Source organism: Mycobacterium sp. NTMscope_Eco_3 (assembly GCF_976985685.1).
This window is the reverse complement of the sequence record NZ_CDRJYZ010000001.1, coordinates 5,386,919-5,403,612: the sequence shown is the minus strand read 5'-3', so window position 1 is coordinate 5,403,612 and position 16,694 is coordinate 5,386,919. Positions and strand designations below refer to the sequence as shown.

Here is a 16,694-nt window from a genome sequence, read left to right as displayed (position 1 = left end):
CATGACGGGCGCACACCACCGTCTGTCCGTCCACAACGTCACCTTCTACGGCGCTTCGCCGGCCGAGCTGCAAGAGCACTGGGCCACGCTCGGCGTCTCCCGGTTGAGCATCCTGGACAGCCAGCTGCTCGACCCGCAGTTTCCAATCCTGGTGCGGCACAACAACTACACCGTGGAGGCGGTATATCACCTCTTCGCCGGCGGTAGCCTCACCTCCGACGCCCACGCCGCCCGCGATGCGCTGTCCACCGTCATCGACGCGGCAGCCGAGGTGGGCGCGCGCACGGTCTACATGCTCACCGGCGGACGCGGACACCTCACCTGGACACAGGCCGCCGAGCGATTCTGCGACATGGTCGCGCCCTGCGCTGCCCGCGCGAAGGACGCCGGGGTGGCGCTGGCGATCGAGAACGCATCGAGCCTGTACGCCGACATTCATCTCGCCCATACGCTGCGAGACACCGTTACCCTGGCGGAGATGAGCGATCTCGGGGTCTGCATCGACGTGTTTCACTGTTGGGCCGAAGGGGATTTCGAGGCGCAGGTGCAGCGGGCGCTGCCGCGGGCGGCGCTCATCCAGCTGAGCGACTATGTGCTCGGTGACCGGGCGTTGCCGAACCGGGCGGTCCCCGGCGACGGCACCATTCCGATCGAAGCGTTCGTGGCCCAGGCGCTCGCCGGCGGCTACACGCACGGCTTCGACCTCGAACTCATCGGTCCCCGTATCGACACGGCGGGGCGGCTCGAATCCGCCCGGCGCGCTTGCGATGTCGCCGGCGCGATGCTGGACAGGCTGGGTGCGTGAGCATGGCCTTCGGTGACGGTCCCGACGACACGGCCCTGCAAGCAGCCTGGACCGAATTCTGTGACCGGCTCCGGCGGGCGGGCGAGCGCGTTTTCAAGGACCACAACCCGGCGTCGGGAACGCATCGCGTCGACGCCTACCGGTTCCTCACCCAAAACCTCGGCCAGGCCTTCGATCTCGCCCTCGAAACCCGCGACACCGGCTACCCCGCGCTGCACACCTTCAGCGGCCCCACCCGCAAGCTCGGCGGCGACTGCGCCGACTTCACCTACCAGCAGGCATGGATCGACGGGCACTCGGCGTACCGGCTCACCGGCACCCGCGGCACCTCTCGATTCTTCAACGTCACCGTGCAGGGCCGACGCACGCCCGGCCCCGGCGTGCTGCACGAACCCTTCGGCGACACACCGGAAGCCAACCTGCTCGGCCATCAGCTCCGCACCGGTGAGGACGGGGAGTTCGAGCTCTTCATCGGCGGTCCCGAGCGTGGGCCTAACTGGCTGCCCACCACGCCCGAGTCACGAAAGCTGTTCATCCGCCAGGGATTCGACCGCTGGGACGAGCTTCCCGCGCGGCTGCGCATCGAGCGCGTCGACATGGCCTCCCCCAAACCGTTGCCCACGCCCGCCGACATGGTCGAGGCGATGCGCTGGGCCGGCGATTTCGTCACCGGCCTGATGTCCGATTGGCCCGAGTTCGCGTTCCACTACGGCGGCGTCGACGCCGACCACCCGAACAGTTTCCCCGGCGTCGCGACGACCGACGCCGACGGCAAGCGCGGCCGGGCCGCCGCCAACATGTATTGGGAGCTGGCCGCCGACGAGGCGCTGATCGTCGAATTCGGCGCCCACGACGGGTTGTGGATGTTCACCAACATGGGCGTCTTCTTCAACAGCATGGATTACCTGTACCGCCCGGTGAGCTACACGCCGAGCCGCACCAGGGTCGACCGCGACGGGCGCATCCGGCTGGTGATGGCCCATCGTGATCCCGGCGTGCACAACTGGCTGGACACCCAGGGCTTCGAACGTGGCAACCTCACCTATCGGCACATGCTCGAGGGCGAACCCGCCGCGCTGGACACCCGGGTGGTCAAGCACGACGAGCTGCCCCGCGTGCTCCCCGAAGGAACCGCCATGGTGAGCCCCGAAGAACGCGCCGCCGCGATGTGGGAACGCTTCCGTGTCATTCGCCGCCGCTATGTCCTCTAGAGCGGTCTAGGGTCAAAGATCGTGACCGAGATCTCCGAAGACGAACTGGCCGGCTTGTCCGAGTTCGCGCTGTTGCAGGAAAACGCCGAGCAGGCCGGGGTGTCCGGCCCACTGCCCGACGTCGAGCGCGTCGAATCGGGCACCGGTGAAGGCAAAGTCAGCGCGCTGCGCTGGGGCGGCGCTGCGCCGCGCATCGTGTTCATCCACGGTGGCGGACAAAACGCGCACACCTGGGACACGGTCATCGTCGGCCTCGGTGAGCCGGCGCTGGCGGTCGACCTTCCCGGCCACGGCCACTCCGCCTGGCGCGAGGACGGCGACTATTCGCCGCGGCTCAACGTCGACACCTTGCTGCCGATCCTGCGCGAGCACGCAACGACGGCTGACCTCGTCGTCGGCATGTCGCTCGGCGGACTGACCGCGATCCGGCTGGGCGCGGTGGCACCCGAGCTTGTCAAGGAACTCGTGCTGATCGACGTCACCCCCTCGGCGCTGCAACGCCATTCCGAGATGACCAAGGAGCAGCAGGGCACGGTGGCGCTGATGCACGGGGAGCGGGAGTTCCCCAACTTCCAGGCCATGCTGGACCTGACGATCGCCGCCGCGCCGCACCGCGAGGTGAAGGCGCTGCGCCGCGGGGTGTTCCACAACTCCCGCAAACTCGACAACGGCAGCTGGACATGGCGCTACGACGCCATCCGCACCTTCCCCGACTTCTCCGGACTGTGGGACGACGTCGACGCCCTGTCCGCACCCGTGACCCTCATACGCGGTGGCACATCGGGTTTCGTCAGCGACGACGACGCGGCCGAACTCGGCCGTCGCGCAAAGCATTTCCGCGCCGCACACGTGGTCGAGAATTCGGGACACTCCGTGCAGAGCGACCAACCCCGCGCGCTGATCGACCTGCTGCGCGGGGTGCTCGACGCACGCTGAGCCATCATGACCGACGACCGCAGCGCCAGAGCCTCCGGGCGGCCGCGCGACGCCTCGATCGACGAGCGCGTGCTGTCGGTGACCCGTGACTTGCTGGTGGAGGTCGGCTGGGACGAGCTGAGCATGCGCCTCGTCGCGGCGCGGACCGGCGTCGGTCGGTCCAGCCTGAACCGTCGCTGGTCGTCCAAGGCGGAACTGGTGCTGCACGCCATCCTGGGTGAAACCCCTGACCTGGCACCGTTTTCCGGCACCGACCTGACCGGCTGGATCGACTGGGTGGTGCGTGGCAGTCACGAACTGTTCGGCCGGCCCGACGTGCGGGCCGCGGTACCGGGCTTGCTGCTGGCCCTCGGCGAAAACGACGACTTACGCAGGGACTTGTGGGCACGGTTCAGCGGACCGGCCGTGCAGCTTTTCGCCGACGACGTGCATGCGACGACGCCCGCCAAGCGACGCCGAGCCGACGTCGACGCCCGGGCCACCCTGGCGATGGCGGCGGGCGCCGCGCTGTTCGTCACGACGGTCGCCGTCGAGGACGACTCCGAGGCCCTACGAAACCGGATCGCGCAGCTGTTGATCACGGCCGTCGCCGCGTCCCACCCGCAATGACTCGACGATCGCCGCCTTCGGGGAGCGCCACGTGATGCCGAGGTCGCCCACGGTCGTGCTGTCGTCGGTGGGGGTGGCGGCGGTAAGCAGCAGCGCCGCTTCGTAACTGAGGCCGTCGCCGAGCGCGACGTACCGGCCGGCGGCGTCGGCGAGTCGACCGATGCCCCGCAGCAAGCGCGGCGACAGGGGCACGCGCCGCACCCGCCGGCCCAGCCCCTCTTCGAGCGCGTCGATCATCTCGTCGAAGCTGAGCAGGTGCCCGCCGCACACGTAGCGGTGGGGGCCGCGACCGGCCTGCATGATTCGCGTGTGCACGTCGGCGACGTCTCGCACGTCGACCATCTGCATGCCTCCGCGAACTTTCGGTGCCACCGCCCACCGCACGATCGGTGCCCACCCTCGTTCGGTGACGCCGGGGGCGGTGCCCAAGGCCGGTCCCACGACGCTCGAGGGATACGTCACGACGACGGGCGCCCCCGCCTCCTGCAGCCGTCGGGCGACCCGGTCGGCGTAACCCTTGGTCTTCGCGTACGCGCTGCGGCCACACGCGGTGGGCGAATCGGGCGAGATGATGCCATCGGGTGGGGGGAACAGCGCGCTGTAACTGCTGACCAACACCACCGGGTCGAGCGCGAGGCGGACCGCGCGAGTCAAAATCGCCTCCGTCGCATAGGCATTGACGTCCCACATCAACTGGGCGCGGCGTTCGTCGGTGCCCACGACCCCGGCGGCATGCAACACGGCGTCGGCTCCGGCGAGTAGCTGCTCGATGGTCGCGGCGGATCTCACGTCACCGGACAGCACCGTCACGGAGCCGAGCGCTCGGAGGCGGTCGAGGACGGCGGCGGGGTCCGTGGGCGCGGCCAACAGCTTCACGTGGTGGCCGGCCTGGATCAGTGCGCGCACGGTGTGCGCGCCGAGATATCCGGTTCCGCCCGTCACCGCTACGCGCATCGATCGTTCTCCGCTCTGTGGTCAGTTCGTCGTGCTATATTTCGGTGCCAATGGTATCGAAACTGGCGTTCGGCCCGCAGCGGCTGGGCCCCCTCACCCTGAAGAACCGCTTCGTCAAGGCGGCGACGTTCGAGGGCGTGATGCCGCACGGCACCGTCAGCGACGCGCTGATCGACTTCCATACCGAGGTCGCCCGGGGCGGGGCCGCCATGACGACCGTCGCCTACTGCGCGATCTCACCGGGCGGCCGGGTGCACCGCGACACGGTCGTGCTGGACCGCGATCGCGTGCCGCAGCTGCGCCGGCTGACCGAGGCCGTGCACGCCGCCGGTGCGCTCGTCTGCGCCCAGATCGGCCACGCCGGACTGGTCGCCAACACGCTGTCGAACCGGACGCCGACACTGGCGCCATCCACCCGGGTGAGCGCGCCGGCCATGGGACTGGTTCGGGCCGCCACCCCCGAACAGCTCGACGCGGTCGTCGACGGCTTTGGGGCCGCAGCCCAAAACGCGGTCGACGCCGGATTCGACGCGCTCGAAATCCACATGGGCCACGGCTATTTGCTCAGCTCGTTCTTCAGCCCGAATCTGAACAGGCGCACCGACCGCTACGGCGGCGATACCGTGCGCCGGGCCGAACTGGCCCGCCGCGTCGCCGAACGGGTCCGGTCCACCGTCGGCCGCTCCGTGGCCGTCACCGCCAAGTTCAACATGGACGACGGGGTGCGGGGCGGCTTCTGGCTGAACGACAGCATCCCGACGGCGCAGCTGCTGGAGTCCGACGGGCACCTCGACGCGTTGCAGCTGACCGGCGGCAGCTCGCTGCTCAACCCGATGTACTACTTCCGCGGCGATGTCCCCATGGACGAATTCGTCGCCTCCCAAGCCCGGCCGGTCGGTTTAGGTCTGCGCGTGATGGGTCGGCGGCTGTTCCGGACCTATCCCTTCGAAGAGGCGTTCTTCTTGCCGCTTGCGCGCCAGTTCCGCGCGGCGGTGTCGATGCCGTTGATCCTTCTCGGCGGCATCAACCGGCTCGACACGGTGGAAGGCGCCCTGGCCGAGGGGTTCGAATTCGTGGCGATGGCCCGCGCGCTGCTACGAGATCCCTTTCTGGTCAAGCGATTTCGTGAGCATTCCGCCACCGAAGGGTTGTGCATCCACTGCATGAAATGCATGCCCACCGTCTACAGCGGAACGCATTGCGTGGTGCGTGACCGGATCGAGGCGACGCCGGTGGGTTGACCGGGCCTACGGTGGGTCCTATGACCTCTCAGCGCCCTATCCGCATCGGTGTGCAGCTACAACCCCAACACGCTCCGCAGTACAGCCAGATCCGCGACGCCGTGCGCCGGTGTGAGGACATCGGCGTGGACATCGCCTTCAACTGGGACCACTTCTTCCCGCTCTACGGCGACCCGGACGGCGCGCATTTCGAATGCTGGACGATGCTCGGGGCCTGGGCCGAGCAGACGTCGCGCATCCAGATCGGTGCGCTGGTGACCTGCAACTCCTACCGCAACCCCGAGCTGCTCGCCGATATGGCCCGCACCGTCGACCACATTTCCGACGGGCGACTCATCCTGGGCATCGGTTCGGGATGGAAACAAAAGGACTACGACGAGTACGGCTACGAATTCGGGACCGCCGGCAGCCGCCTCGACGACCTGGCGACCGCGCTCCCCCGGATCAAAAACCGGCTGGCCAAGCTGAACCCCGCGCCCACCCGGGAGATCCCGATCCTGATCGGCGGCGGCGGCGAACGCAAGACGCTGCGGCTGGTCGCCGAACACGCGCACCTCTGGCACAGCTTCACCTCCGCCGACGAGTTCCCGGCCAAGTCGGAGGTCCTCGCGCGCCACTGCGCCGACGTCGGTCGCGATCCGGCCGGCATCGAACGCTCGGCGGCCGTCAAGGGCGGCGGCGAACTGCTCGCCAACGCCGAAACCCTCGTCGGCCTCGGCGTCACACTGCTGACCGTGGCATGCGACGGCCCGGGTTACGACCTGAGCGACGCCGAAGCGCTCTGCAAGTGGCGCAATAACCGTTGATCGGGCGGCCGTCAGTTTTGTTTTCATCGGCGAAACACGTAAACGCTTGCGTCAATTCGTGAGAAACTCTCAGCGCTAGATGGCCGAACCCGGTGCGAAAGAGACTCAACAAAAAGATGCCGAAAAAATACGGGGTCAAAGAAAAGGACCTGGTTGTTTCGCACATCCTCCACCTGTTGTTGACCGGCAAGCTGCGCAGCGGGGACCGCGTAGACCGCAATGAAATCGCGCTGGGCTTGGGAGTCAGCCGGGTGCCCATTCAAGAGGCACTGGTCCAACTCGAACACGACGGCATTGTGTCCACCCGTTACCACCGCGGCGCCTTTGTCGAGCGGTTCGACGAAGCAACCGTCCTCGAGCACCACGAGCTGGACGGTCTGCTCAACGGGATGGCGTCCGCGCGCGCGGCCACCAGTCCCACCCCGCGGATCCTGGGGCAGCTCGACACCCTGATGCGCTCGCTCCGCACGGCCAAAGATGCCCGCGCGTTCGCCGACATCGCCGCCGAATACCGTCGCACCGTCAACGATGAGTACGCCGGGCCGCGGCTGCACGCCACCATCCGCGCTTCGCAAAACCTCATCCCCCGCCTGTTCTGGACGACCTATCAGAGCGGACGCGAGGAAATGCTGCCGTTCTACGAAGACGAGACCGCCGCGATACACCGCCGCGACCCCGACGCGGCACGGGCCGCGTGCGTCGAGCGCTCCTACCTGATGGCCCAAACCATGCTTGCGGAGCTGGTTCGCCGCAGGGTCTTCACACCGCCCGACGACGTCAGCCGCGTGGTTCCCGGCCCACTTCAGGTGATTACCGGCGGCGAGACGATCTCCGCCGAAGCCTCGTTGGCGCTGTAGAACAGGCTCTGGCCGGTCCTGCCGCCGGCGAATCGATACGGTGGCAGTGATGAGTTTGCCCGTGCGCCAGCGCACCACGCGCCTTGCCAAGCTATTCGCACTGGCCTCGACATTGCTGGTGGTGTGGGGGTCGGCGTCGATCACGTTGGCGAGCCCCGCGGCCGCCGACCGGAACCAATGCGCGCCAGCCGGCCCGAAAAGCGCGGCCGTGTTGCCCGAGAATCTGGCCCATAGCAGTGCCATGGGCCGGCCCGACGAGCACACCACGGCCGGCGTCGAGCCGTTGAGTTCGGTGAACATCGACACCCTGGGATTGGGCACGCCGGGGGTCCTGACCGTCGGCACGCTCTCCGGCGCTCCGCCCCACATCTGCATCACCCCCACCGGCCAGTACAGCGGCTTCGACAATCAGCTGCTCCGGGCGATCGCCCGCAAGCTCGGACTCCAAGTTCGCTTCGTCGGCACGGATTTCGCCGGGCTGCTCGCTCAGGTGGCGACGCACCGCTTCGACGTCGGGTCGTCGTCGATCAAGGCCACCGAGGAGCGCCGCCGAACCGTCTCCTTCACCAACGGCTACGACTTCGGCTACTACTCGCTGGTGGTGCCCCCGGGCTCCGCGATAAAAGACTTCAGCGATCTGGCCGCGGGCCAGCGCATCGGCGTGGTGCAGGGCACCGTCGAAGAGTCCTACGTCGTCGACAACCTGCATCTGCAGCCGGTGAAGTACCCCGACTTCGCCACCGTCTATGCCAGCCTCAAAACGCGCCAGATCGACGCGTGGGTGGCACCGGCCGGGGAGGCCGCCAGCACGATCCAGCGGGGCGATCCGGCGGTGATCGTGGCGCACAGCTTCAGCAACGAGGGATTCGTGGCGTACGCGGTGGCCAAGGACAACAAGCCGTTGGTGGATGCGCTGAATTCCGGGTTGGACGCCGTCATCGCCGACGGCACCTGGTCAAACCTGTACTCGCAGTGGGTGCCCCGCACCCTGCCGCGGGGCTGGAAACCCGGCTCGCTGGCCGCCCCGGCGCCGGTCCTGCCGGACTTCGCCGCCATCGCGGCGAAGCAACACCACAAAGAGGTGGGTCCGGCCGCGCCGAAATCGACCCTCGCGCAGTTGCGCGACTCCTTCTTCGACTGGGACATGTACCGGCAGGCCATTCCCGCTCTGTTCAGCACCGGATTGCCCAACACGTTGATCCTGACCAGCAGCGCCGGCGTGATCGGGTTGGCGCTGGGCATGCTGCTGGCCGTCGCCGGGATATCCCAGTCGCGCTGGCTGCGCTGGCCGGCGCGGGTGTACACCGACGTGTTCCGGGGACTTCCGGAAGTGGTGATCATCCTGATCATCGGGCTCGGTGTCGGGCCGATAGTGGGCGGGTTGACCAACAACAACCCCTACCCGATCGGCGTTGCCGCGTTGGGGATGATGGCCGCCGCCTATATCGGCGAAATTCTGCGATCGGGGATCCAAAGCGTGGATCCCGGCCAGCTGGAGGCGTCGCGTGCCCTGGGATTCAGCTATCCGGTGGCGATGCGGTTGGTGGTGGTGCCGCAGGGCGTCCGACGGGTGCTGCCGGCGCTGGTCAATCAATTCATCGCGCTGTTGAAAGCCTCTGCGCTGGTGTACTTCCTGGGCCTGGTCGCCGACCAGCGGGAGCTGTTCCAGGTGGGCCGCGATCTCAACGCCCAGACCGGCAACCTGTCGCCGCTCGTCGCCGCCGGCGCCTTCTACCTGATATTGACTGTGCCGTTAACGCATTTGGTCAACTACATCGACGCGCGGCTGCGCCGTGGTCGCGCCGCGGTCGATCCCGAAGATCGGCCCGACATGCTCACCACGACGTTCGGCCAGGAGATCACGTGACTGCCAGCATCGTCGGCCGGTCGTCAGTCTCCTTGGCGTGCAATGGCATTCACAAGACCCTGGACGGCACCGCGGTGCTGCGCGGCGTCGATATGGAGGTGCCCGCGGGCAGCACCGTCGCGGTCATCGGGCCGTCGGGCTCGGGCAAGTCGACCCTGCTGCGCACGCTCAACCGCTTGCATGAGCCGGACAGCGGCGACATCCTGCTCGACGGCAAGTCGGTGTTGAAGGACAACCCCGACGAGCTACGCCAGCGCATCGGCATGGTGTTCCAGCATTTCAATCTCTTCCCGCACCGCACCGTGCTGGACAACGTCGCGCTGGCACCGCGCAAGTTGCGGCGCCTGCCCGCCGACCAGGCCCGCGAACTGGCGCTGACGCAGCTGGATCGAGTTGGCCTGAAACACAAGGCCGGTGCCCGCCCCGGCATGTTGTCGGGCGGCCAACAACAGCGGGTGGCGATCGCCCGCGCGCTGGCGATGTCGCCACAGGTGATGTTTTTCGACGAGGCGACCTCGGCGCTGGATCCCGAAATGGTCAAGGGAATCCTGCAACTCATCGCCGACCTCGGTGCCGATGGCATGACAATGGTTGTCGTGACCCACGAAATGGGTTTCGCCCGGTCGGCATCCGACACGGTGGTATTCATGGATCACGGCAAAGTGGTGGAATCGGGCCCGCCCGAGCAGATATTCGAAGCGGCCGAGACCGAACGGCTGCAGCGGTTTTTGTCCCAAGTGCTTTGATCTCCACTGCCCAATGGGCAATAGCTACCTTGTCCGCACCTGATAACGGGTTAGACTCCCGATTTATGGCAGACAGCGAATCGAACCCGGCCGACGTTGCCGAGCTCGCCGAAGGTTTGCACCGCGCGCTGTCCAAATTGTTTGCCATGCTGCGGCGCGGGGACCCCAGCGGGGCCGCGGCCGGGGAATTGACCCTGGCGCAGCTGTCGATCCTGGTCACCTTGCTCGATCAGGGCCCGATCCGGATGACCGATCTGGCGGCGCACGAACGCGTGCGGACTCCCACCACGACCGTGGCGATCCGCCGCCTCGAGAAGGTGGGGCTGGTCAAGCGTTCCCGCGACCCGTCCGACCTGCGGGCGGTCCTGGTCGACATCACCCCGCGCGGTCGAGCCGTTCACGGTGAGTCGCTGGCCAATCGTCGCGCGGCCCTGGCCGCGATGCTCAGCCAGCTCCCCACCGCCGACCTCGACACCCTGATGAAGGCGCTGGCACCGCTGGAGCGGTTGGCCTCCGGCGATCCCACATCCGGGCCGGCCGGCGTCCCGCCCGCCCGCCAGGAAGCCTGAAAACCACCGGCGTTCAACGCTATTCGTCTATCGTTTCGGTCTGGGTAGACTTTCCCTCATGCCCACTGCACTCATCACCGGCGCCGGACGCGGGATCGGTACGGCGATCGCGACGGCGCTGGCGCCGACGCACACCCTGCTGCTAGCCGGCCGCCCGTCCGACCGGCTCGACGCGGTCGCGGAGCGGCTCGATGCCACCACGTTTCCACTGGACCTGACCGACGGCGGCGATATCGAGGCCGCCTGCGAAATCGTGGACGAACTCGACGTGCTGGTGCACAACGCGGGCTTGTCGATCCCCGGGAACGTCGCGGATTCCCACGTCGACGAGTGGCGTGCCACCTTCGCCGTCAACGTCTTTGGGCCGGTGGAACTTACGCTGGCGCTGCTGCCCGCGCTGCGACGGGCCCGTGGCCAGGTCATCTTCATCAACTCCGGCGCGGGCCGCAACGTCTCGCCCGGCATGGCCTCCTACTCGGCCAGCAAGTTCGCCATCCGCGCCTTCGCGGACTCCCTGCGCAACGACGAGCCTGAGTTGCGCGTCACCACGGTCTATCCGGGCCGCACCGACACCGACATGCAACGCGAACTCATCGAATTCGAAGGTGGCAGCTACGATCCCGCGAAGTTCTTGAAGCCGGAAACCGTTGCGGCCGCGGTCGCCAACGTGGTGGCCACCCCACCCGACGGGCACGTCCACGAGGTGGTGCTGCGGCCGGCCGGACGATAGCGGCGCTACACGACCAGGTTGACCAGCCGACCGGGAACCACGATCACCTTGCGCGGGCTGGCGCCCGCCAAGAACGCCTGGACCTTCTCGTCGGCCAGCGCCGCGGCCTTCAACGTGTCCTGGTCGGCGTCGGCCGCGACCGTCACGCGTCCGCGCACCTTGCCGTTCACCTGCACCGGATATTCCACGGTGTCGTCGACGAGGTACGCCGGGTCGGCCACCGGGAACGGCCCGTGCGCCAGCGAGGTGGTGTGGCCGAGTCGTAGCCACAATTCCTCGGCCAGGTGCGGTGCAAGCGGCGCCAGCATCAGCACCAGCGGCTCGACCGCCGCGCGGGGCACCGCGTCACGGTGCTCCTTGGTGAGGTGGTTGGTGTATTCGATCAGCTTGGCCGCCGCGGTGTTATTGCGCAGTGCCGCATAGTCTTCCGAGACCCCGGCGATGGTGCGGTGCAGTACCCGCAGGGTGCCGGGGGCCAGCTCCTGCGCGGGCGCGTCGAGCACCCGCGTCTCGCCGCTCTGTTCGTCGACCACCAGCCGCCACACGCGCTGCAGGAAGCGGTGGGCCCCCACGACGTCCTTGGTCGCCCAGGGCCGGGAGGCCTCCAGCGGGCCCATCGACATCTCGTAGACCCGCAACGTGTCGGCGCCGTAGTCGTCGCAGATCTCGTCGGGTGAGATCGAATTCTTCAGGCTCTTACCGATTTTGCCGAATTCCTGGAAGACTTCGACGTCTCCCCCGGGCGCCGGGTAGACGAAGCCGCCGTCGCGTTCGACCACCTCTTCCGCGGGTACATACGATCCGCGCGCGTCGGTGTAGGCGAAGGCCTGGATGTAGCCCTGGTTGACCAGCCGGCGGTAGGGCTCCCGCGAACTGACGTGGCCCAGGTCGTAGAGGACCTTGTGCCAAAACCGCGCATAGAGCAGGTGCAACACCGCGTGCTCGGCGCCGCCGACGTACAAGTCGACGCCACCGGGATCCTGCGGGCCGTGCTCGGCCGGCCGCGGGCCCATCCAGTAGGCCTCATTCTCCGGGGCGGCGAACCGCTCCGAGTTGTGCGGGTCGGTGTAGCGCAGCTCGTACCAGGAGCTGCCGGCCCATTGCGGCATGACGTTGGTGTCGCGACTGTAGGGCTTGAGGCCGTCGCCGAGGTCCAGCTCGACGTGCACCCACTCCGTCGCCTTCGCCAACGGCGGCGAGGGCTCGCTGTCGGCGTCGTCGGGGTCGAACAGCACGGGCGAGTAATCCGGCACGTCGGGCAGCTCGACCGGCAGCGCGGCCTCGTCGAGTGCGTGCGCACGCCCGTCGCTGTCGTAGACGATCGGGAACGGTTCGCCCCAGTACCGCTGGCGGGCGAAAAGCCAGTCGCGCAACTTGACTTCGACGCGGGCCCGGCCGCGGCCTTCGGACTCCAAGCGGGCGGTGATCGCTTCCTTGGCGGCGGCCACGTCCAGGCCGTCGAGGTATCCGGAGTTGACCAGCACCCCGTCCCCGGCGTAGGCGGCTTCCGAAATATCCCCGCCGGCAATGACTTCCACGATCGGTAGACCGAACTCGTGGGCGAAGTCCCAGTCGCGCTGGTCGTGGCCGGGGACGGCCATGATCGCCCCGGTGCCGTATCCGGCCAGCACGTAGTCGGCGATGAAGATCGGCACGGGTTTCCCATTGGTGGGATTGGTGGCGTAGCTGCCCAAAAAGACGCCGGTCTTCGCCTTGCTTTCCTGGCGCTCGAGGTCCGACTTCGAGGCGATGGCGTGCCGGTAGGCGTCGACCGCTTCGGCCGGCGTCGCGGCGCGATACGTCCAGCGCGGGTCGGTACCGTCTGGCCAGGTCGCAGCCACCAGCTCGTCGACCAGGTCGTGCTCGGGCGCCAGCACCAGATAGGTGGCGCCGAACAGCGTGTCGGGCCGGGTGGTGAACACCTCGATGTCGACCGTCTCGCCGTCCGACTTGGTCGCCGAAAACAGGGCCTTGGCGCCGGTGGATCTCCCGATCCAGTTGCGCTGCATGGTTTTGACCGCCTCCGGCCAGTCCAGCAAGTCGAGGTCGTCGAGCAGCCGGTCGGAATAGGCGGTGATTCGCATCATCCACTGCCGCAACCGCTTCCGGAACACCGGGAAATTGCCTCGGTCGCTGCGACCGTCGGCGGTGACCTCTTCGTTGGCCAGTACCGTGCCCAGTCCGGGGCACCAGTTCACCATCGAGTCCGCCCGGTAGACCAGTCGGTGGCTATCGATCACGTCGGCCCGCTCCCCCACCGACAAGGCGGCCCAGTCCCGCCCGTCCTCGAGCCGGCGCGCACCGGAATCGAATTCGGCGACCAGTTCGGCGATGGGGCGGGCCTTGTCGGCGGCGGTGTCGAACCAGGCGTTGTAGATCTGCAGGAAGATCCACTGCGTCCACTTGTAGAACTCGACGTCGGTGGTGGAAAAGCTGCGCCGGCTGTCGTGGCCCAGCCCGAGGCGGCCCAGCTGGCGCCGGAAGTTCACGACGTTGGCCTCGGTCCGGGTGCGGGGGTGGGTGCCCGTCTGCACGGCGTATTGCTCGGCGGGTAGCCCGAACGCGTCAAAACCTAACGCGTGCAACACGTTACGGCCCGTCATGCGGAAATAGCGGGCGTATACGTCCGTCGCGATATAGCCCAGTGGGTGGCCGACGTGCAGGCCCTCCCCCGACGGGTAGGGGAACATGTCCTGCACGAACAACTTGTCGTCCGGGACGGGGGACCCGTCCGCCGGAGCCAACGATCCGACCGGGTTGGGCACGTTGAACGTCCCCAGCTTCGCCCACTTGTCCTGCCACGCGCCCTCGATCCGGCCCGCCAGCGCCGCGGTGTAACGATGCGGCGGGGCGTCGGAGTCCGGCTGGGCGGCGCCAGAGCCGCTGCCTGGGGAAGTGGTCGGGGATTCGGTCACCTGAACAGGGTATAAGGGGCGACACGGCCAGTTCGCCGGCCACAGGTTGGTCTCGGTTCCGTTGCGCGCCGATCAGGGGTTCATCCCAGGTGTATTTCGGGCCTGTTCACCGCCTTTGACCTCTAGTTACAGTCGGCCACTATCGACGGCTTCTGGTATCTGAGCCATGGGAAGGACCGACGCAGATGATTGACATCGTCCCCGTCCACCGGGCACTGCTCGGCGGTATGGTCGCCGGCCTGATGGGGTTGGCGGTTGTTGCGGGCGGCGCGGCATCGGCGGACCCGTTGCCCCCGGCGCCGGCACCGGTCCCGGCCGTCCCCGCCCAGGCGCCGCAGAACCTCGGGCCCGAGCTGGTGCCGCCGAGCAGATACCTCGCCGCGCCGCAGGCGGCGACTCCCCTGGCGCCGCCGGCCACCGCCGGGGCTCCGGGAGCGGCGGCACCGGCCGCGGCCACGCCGGCGACCCCTCCGGCCCCGGCGCCGGTTCCCGCGACGTCCGGAACCATCCGTGAATTCCTGCAGTCGAAGGGCGTCAAGCTCGAGGCGCAAAAGCCGCAGGGATTCAAGGCGCTCGACATCACCCTGCCGGTGCCCGCCCGCTGGACCCAGGTGCCCGACCCCAACGTGCCCGACGCGTTCGCCGTTATCGCCGATCGGCGGGGCAGCAGCATCTATTCCTCGAATGCCCAGGTGGTGGTGTACAAGCTGGTCGGCGACTTCGATCCGAAGGAGGCGATCACCCACGGCTACGTCGACAGTCAGAAGCTGCCGGCGTGGCAGCCGACGAACGCCTCGATGGCCGATTTCGGGGGCTTCCCGTCGTCCATCGTCGAGGGCACCTACCGCGATGGGGACCTGACGTTGAACACGTCCCGGCGCCACGTCATCGCCACGTCGGGACCCGACAGATACCTCGTCTCGCTCGCGGTGACCACCGATCGCGCGGTCAGCGTCGCCGACGCCCCGGCCACCGACGCCATCATCAACGGTTTCCGGGTCGCCGCCCCCGGCGCCGCCGCCCCGGCGCCGGCCCAGGCTCCCGCCGCCTCTCCGGTCGGGCGACCCGCTCAGCCGCCCGCCGCTCCGGCACCCGCCACCGCTCCGGCCGCTCCAGTTGCCCCGGCCCCGGTTGCCCCGGCCGCTCCGGTCGCTCCGGTCGCTCCGGCCCCTGCCGCTCCGGTCGCCCCGGCCGCCCCAGTTGCCCCGGCGCCCGCTACGGCTCCGTTGGTGCCGCTCGCCCAGACGACGCCCGCCGCCCCGGCCCGGCTCCCCGCGCAGGCGCCGCTGACCAACCAGCAGCACACGCCCAGCCTGCTGGCGATGGTGCCGGGCCTCCCGCCGCTGCCGAACTTTTCGTTCCTTCAGCACTGAGTCCGCCCGCAGAGCCGGATGAGCGGGCCGGCAACCCGGCTCGTATTGTGAGCCCATGCTGATTGCGGGCGTGCTGTGCATGTGTGCGGCGGTGGCCTCGGCGGGGTTCGGCACCTGGTCGCTTGCGCACAATCGGAATTTCGGCGCCACGGCGCTGGCGCTGCGCGCCATGGCGCCCACCCAGTTGGCCGCCGCGGTGATGCTCGGCGCCGGCGGCGTCGTGGCGCTGGCCGCGGTCCCACACACCGCCCTGGTGGTGCTGATCGTGTGCGTCGTCGGGGCGCTGGGGACGCTGGCCGCGGGCTCCTGGCAGAGCGCGCGTTTCGCGCTGCGCCAGGAAGCGGCGGCGCCCGCCTGCGCGGGCAGCTGCGCCGGCTGCACGCAATCGTGCGCCTGACCTCCCGCTGGGGGAGCGCTAGTTTCGGCTGATGTCGATCGGGTGCGTCGCGAGCAGCGAAAGCGGCAGCGGCTGCCGGCGCAGGACGTGGCCCCACAAGTCTGACCTCGGCCCGACGAGAACGTCGGATGGCAAGGCGGACAAGACAATCCAGTCGTCGCGTTCGATCTCGCCTTCGAGCTGACCGATCGTCCAGCCGGAGTACCCGGCGAAGATGCGCACCCCCTCCACCAGCGGTGCGATCGTGTCGGGGTCGGCGTCCAAATCGACCATCACCACCCGGCCGTCCACGTGCCGCAAGCCCGGCGCGTCTTGCGGATCGGCGCCGACGCGCAACGTCGCCAGGCACAGCGCGGCGTCACGCTTCACCGGGCCACCGATGAACATCGTCTTCGGCTTCGCCGCCAGGTTGGTCCACTGGGGCAGCACGTTGTACACCGCGGTTTCGCTGGCGCGGTTGAGCACCACACCCAACGTGCCGCCATCGTTGTGCTCGACGATGTAGATCACGCTGCGCCGAAACGTCGGTTCGAGAAGATCGGTGTTGGCGAGCAGCAAAGTGCCCGCGCGCACTCGTTGCGCGGCGGGTGCGACGTAGTCCTCTGGATCCTCCGGCGGGGGCACCCCACCATCATCGCATCCACCCGATCGTGGCCCAGGGCAATCGAGAGCGGGGAA

At 68.4% G+C, this 16,694-nt stretch carries 16 protein-coding genes; 13 read left to right on the top strand and 3 right to left on the bottom strand.

The genetic code is table 11. The annotated features are described in order from the left end of the window. Position 1 precedes the first annotated feature (1 nt). From AC0KTM_RS25125 to AC0KTM_RS25110, 4 genes are read left to right on the top strand one after another with little or no spacing between them, the layout of a single operon-like run. On the top strand, positions 2-805 hold the full coding sequence (locus tag AC0KTM_RS25125; RefSeq protein WP_225329712.1) for a sugar phosphate isomerase/epimerase family protein: 804 nt from the start codon (positions 2-4) through the stop codon (positions 803-805). 2 nt (positions 806-807) lie between these two features. Further along, the gene (locus AC0KTM_RS25120) at positions 808-2,016 is read left to right on the top strand and encodes a DUF1214 domain-containing protein (RefSeq protein ID WP_225329739.1); all 1,209 of its coding nucleotides are present in this window, start codon (positions 808-810) and stop codon (positions 2,014-2,016) included. A 21-nt stretch (positions 2,017-2,037) separates the two neighbouring features. Further along, the gene (locus AC0KTM_RS25115; protein WP_472416983.1) at positions 2,038-2,952 is read left to right on the top strand and encodes an alpha/beta fold hydrolase; all 915 of its coding nucleotides are present in this window, start codon (positions 2,038-2,040) and stop codon (positions 2,950-2,952) included. Between the two features lie 6 nt (positions 2,953-2,958). After that, positions 2,959-3,561, top strand: a complete 603-nt coding sequence (locus AC0KTM_RS25110) for a TetR/AcrR family transcriptional regulator (RefSeq protein WP_225329714.1) — start codon at positions 2,959-2,961, stop codon at positions 3,559-3,561. On the opposite strand, the gene AC0KTM_RS25105 is transcribed toward AC0KTM_RS25110, so the two are convergent. Then, entirely contained in the window at positions 3,502-4,515 is a 1,014-nt protein-coding gene (locus tag AC0KTM_RS25105) for an NAD-dependent epimerase/dehydratase family protein (RefSeq protein WP_225329715.1), read from the bottom strand. The genes AC0KTM_RS25110 and AC0KTM_RS25105 overlap by 60 nt on opposite strands. A gap of 50 nt (positions 4,516-4,565) precedes the next feature. Here AC0KTM_RS25105 and AC0KTM_RS25100 point away from each other — a divergent pair, with 50 nt between their 5' ends. The 7 genes from AC0KTM_RS25100 (at position 4,566) to AC0KTM_RS25070 (ending at position 11,331) form a co-directional block, all read left to right on the top strand. Beyond that, positions 4,566-5,756 (top strand): NADH:flavin oxidoreductase, encoded by a 1,191-nt coding sequence (locus tag AC0KTM_RS25100; RefSeq protein ID WP_472416981.1) that lies wholly within the window; start codon positions 4,566-4,568, stop codon positions 5,754-5,756. A 20-nt stretch (positions 5,757-5,776) separates the two neighbouring features. Continuing rightward, the gene (locus AC0KTM_RS25095; RefSeq protein ID WP_225329717.1) at positions 5,777-6,562 is read left to right on the top strand and encodes an LLM class F420-dependent oxidoreductase; all 786 of its coding nucleotides are present in this window, start codon (positions 5,777-5,779) and stop codon (positions 6,560-6,562) included. 116 nt (positions 6,563-6,678) lie between these two features. Next, positions 6,679-7,419, top strand: a complete 741-nt coding sequence (locus AC0KTM_RS25090; RefSeq protein ID WP_472416979.1) for a GntR family transcriptional regulator — start codon at positions 6,679-6,681, stop codon at positions 7,417-7,419. Between the two features lie 49 nt (positions 7,420-7,468). Then, complete coding sequence (locus AC0KTM_RS25085) at positions 7,469-9,286, top strand: ABC transporter substrate-binding protein/permease (RefSeq protein WP_225329719.1); 1,818 nt, start codon at positions 7,469-7,471, stop codon at positions 9,284-9,286. Then, positions 9,283-10,032, top strand: coding sequence for an amino acid ABC transporter ATP-binding protein (locus AC0KTM_RS25080; RefSeq protein WP_308011592.1), 750 nt, complete (start codon positions 9,283-9,285; stop codon positions 10,030-10,032). Before AC0KTM_RS25085 ends, AC0KTM_RS25080 begins: the two co-directional genes overlap by 4 nt. A gap of 65 nt (positions 10,033-10,097) precedes the next feature. Beyond that, complete coding sequence (locus AC0KTM_RS25075; RefSeq protein WP_225329720.1) at positions 10,098-10,601, top strand: MarR family winged helix-turn-helix transcriptional regulator; 504 nt, start codon at positions 10,098-10,100, stop codon at positions 10,599-10,601. Positions 10,602-10,659: 58 nt separating this feature from the next. Then, on the top strand, positions 10,660-11,331 hold the full coding sequence (locus AC0KTM_RS25070; RefSeq protein WP_238955341.1) for an SDR family oxidoreductase: 672 nt from the start codon (positions 10,660-10,662) through the stop codon (positions 11,329-11,331). Between the two features lie 5 nt (positions 11,332-11,336). Here AC0KTM_RS25070 and leuS read toward each other — a convergent pair whose 3' ends face one another. Then, positions 11,337-14,246 carry a leucine--tRNA ligase gene (gene leuS, locus AC0KTM_RS25065; RefSeq protein WP_472416977.1) on the bottom strand — a complete coding sequence of 970 codons (2,910 nt, stop codon included), beginning with the start codon at positions 14,244-14,246 and terminating at the stop codon, positions 11,337-11,339. A gap of 185 nt (positions 14,247-14,431) precedes the next feature. Between leuS and AC0KTM_RS25060 the strand changes: the two genes are divergently transcribed. After that, entirely contained in the window at positions 14,432-15,619 is a 1,188-nt protein-coding gene (locus AC0KTM_RS25060) for an LpqN/LpqT family lipoprotein (RefSeq protein WP_225329723.1), read from the top strand. 55 nt (positions 15,620-15,674) lie between these two features. Next, complete coding sequence (locus AC0KTM_RS25055; RefSeq protein WP_225329724.1) at positions 15,675-16,016, top strand: hypothetical protein; 342 nt, start codon at positions 15,675-15,677, stop codon at positions 16,014-16,016. A gap of 18 nt (positions 16,017-16,034) precedes the next feature. On the opposite strand, the gene AC0KTM_RS25050 is transcribed toward AC0KTM_RS25055, so the two are convergent. Next, a complete protein-coding gene (locus AC0KTM_RS25050; RefSeq protein ID WP_225329725.1) occupies positions 16,035-16,640 on the bottom strand; it encodes a YqgE/AlgH family protein in 606 nt (201 codons plus the stop codon). Positions 16,641-16,694: the final 54 nt, after the last annotated feature.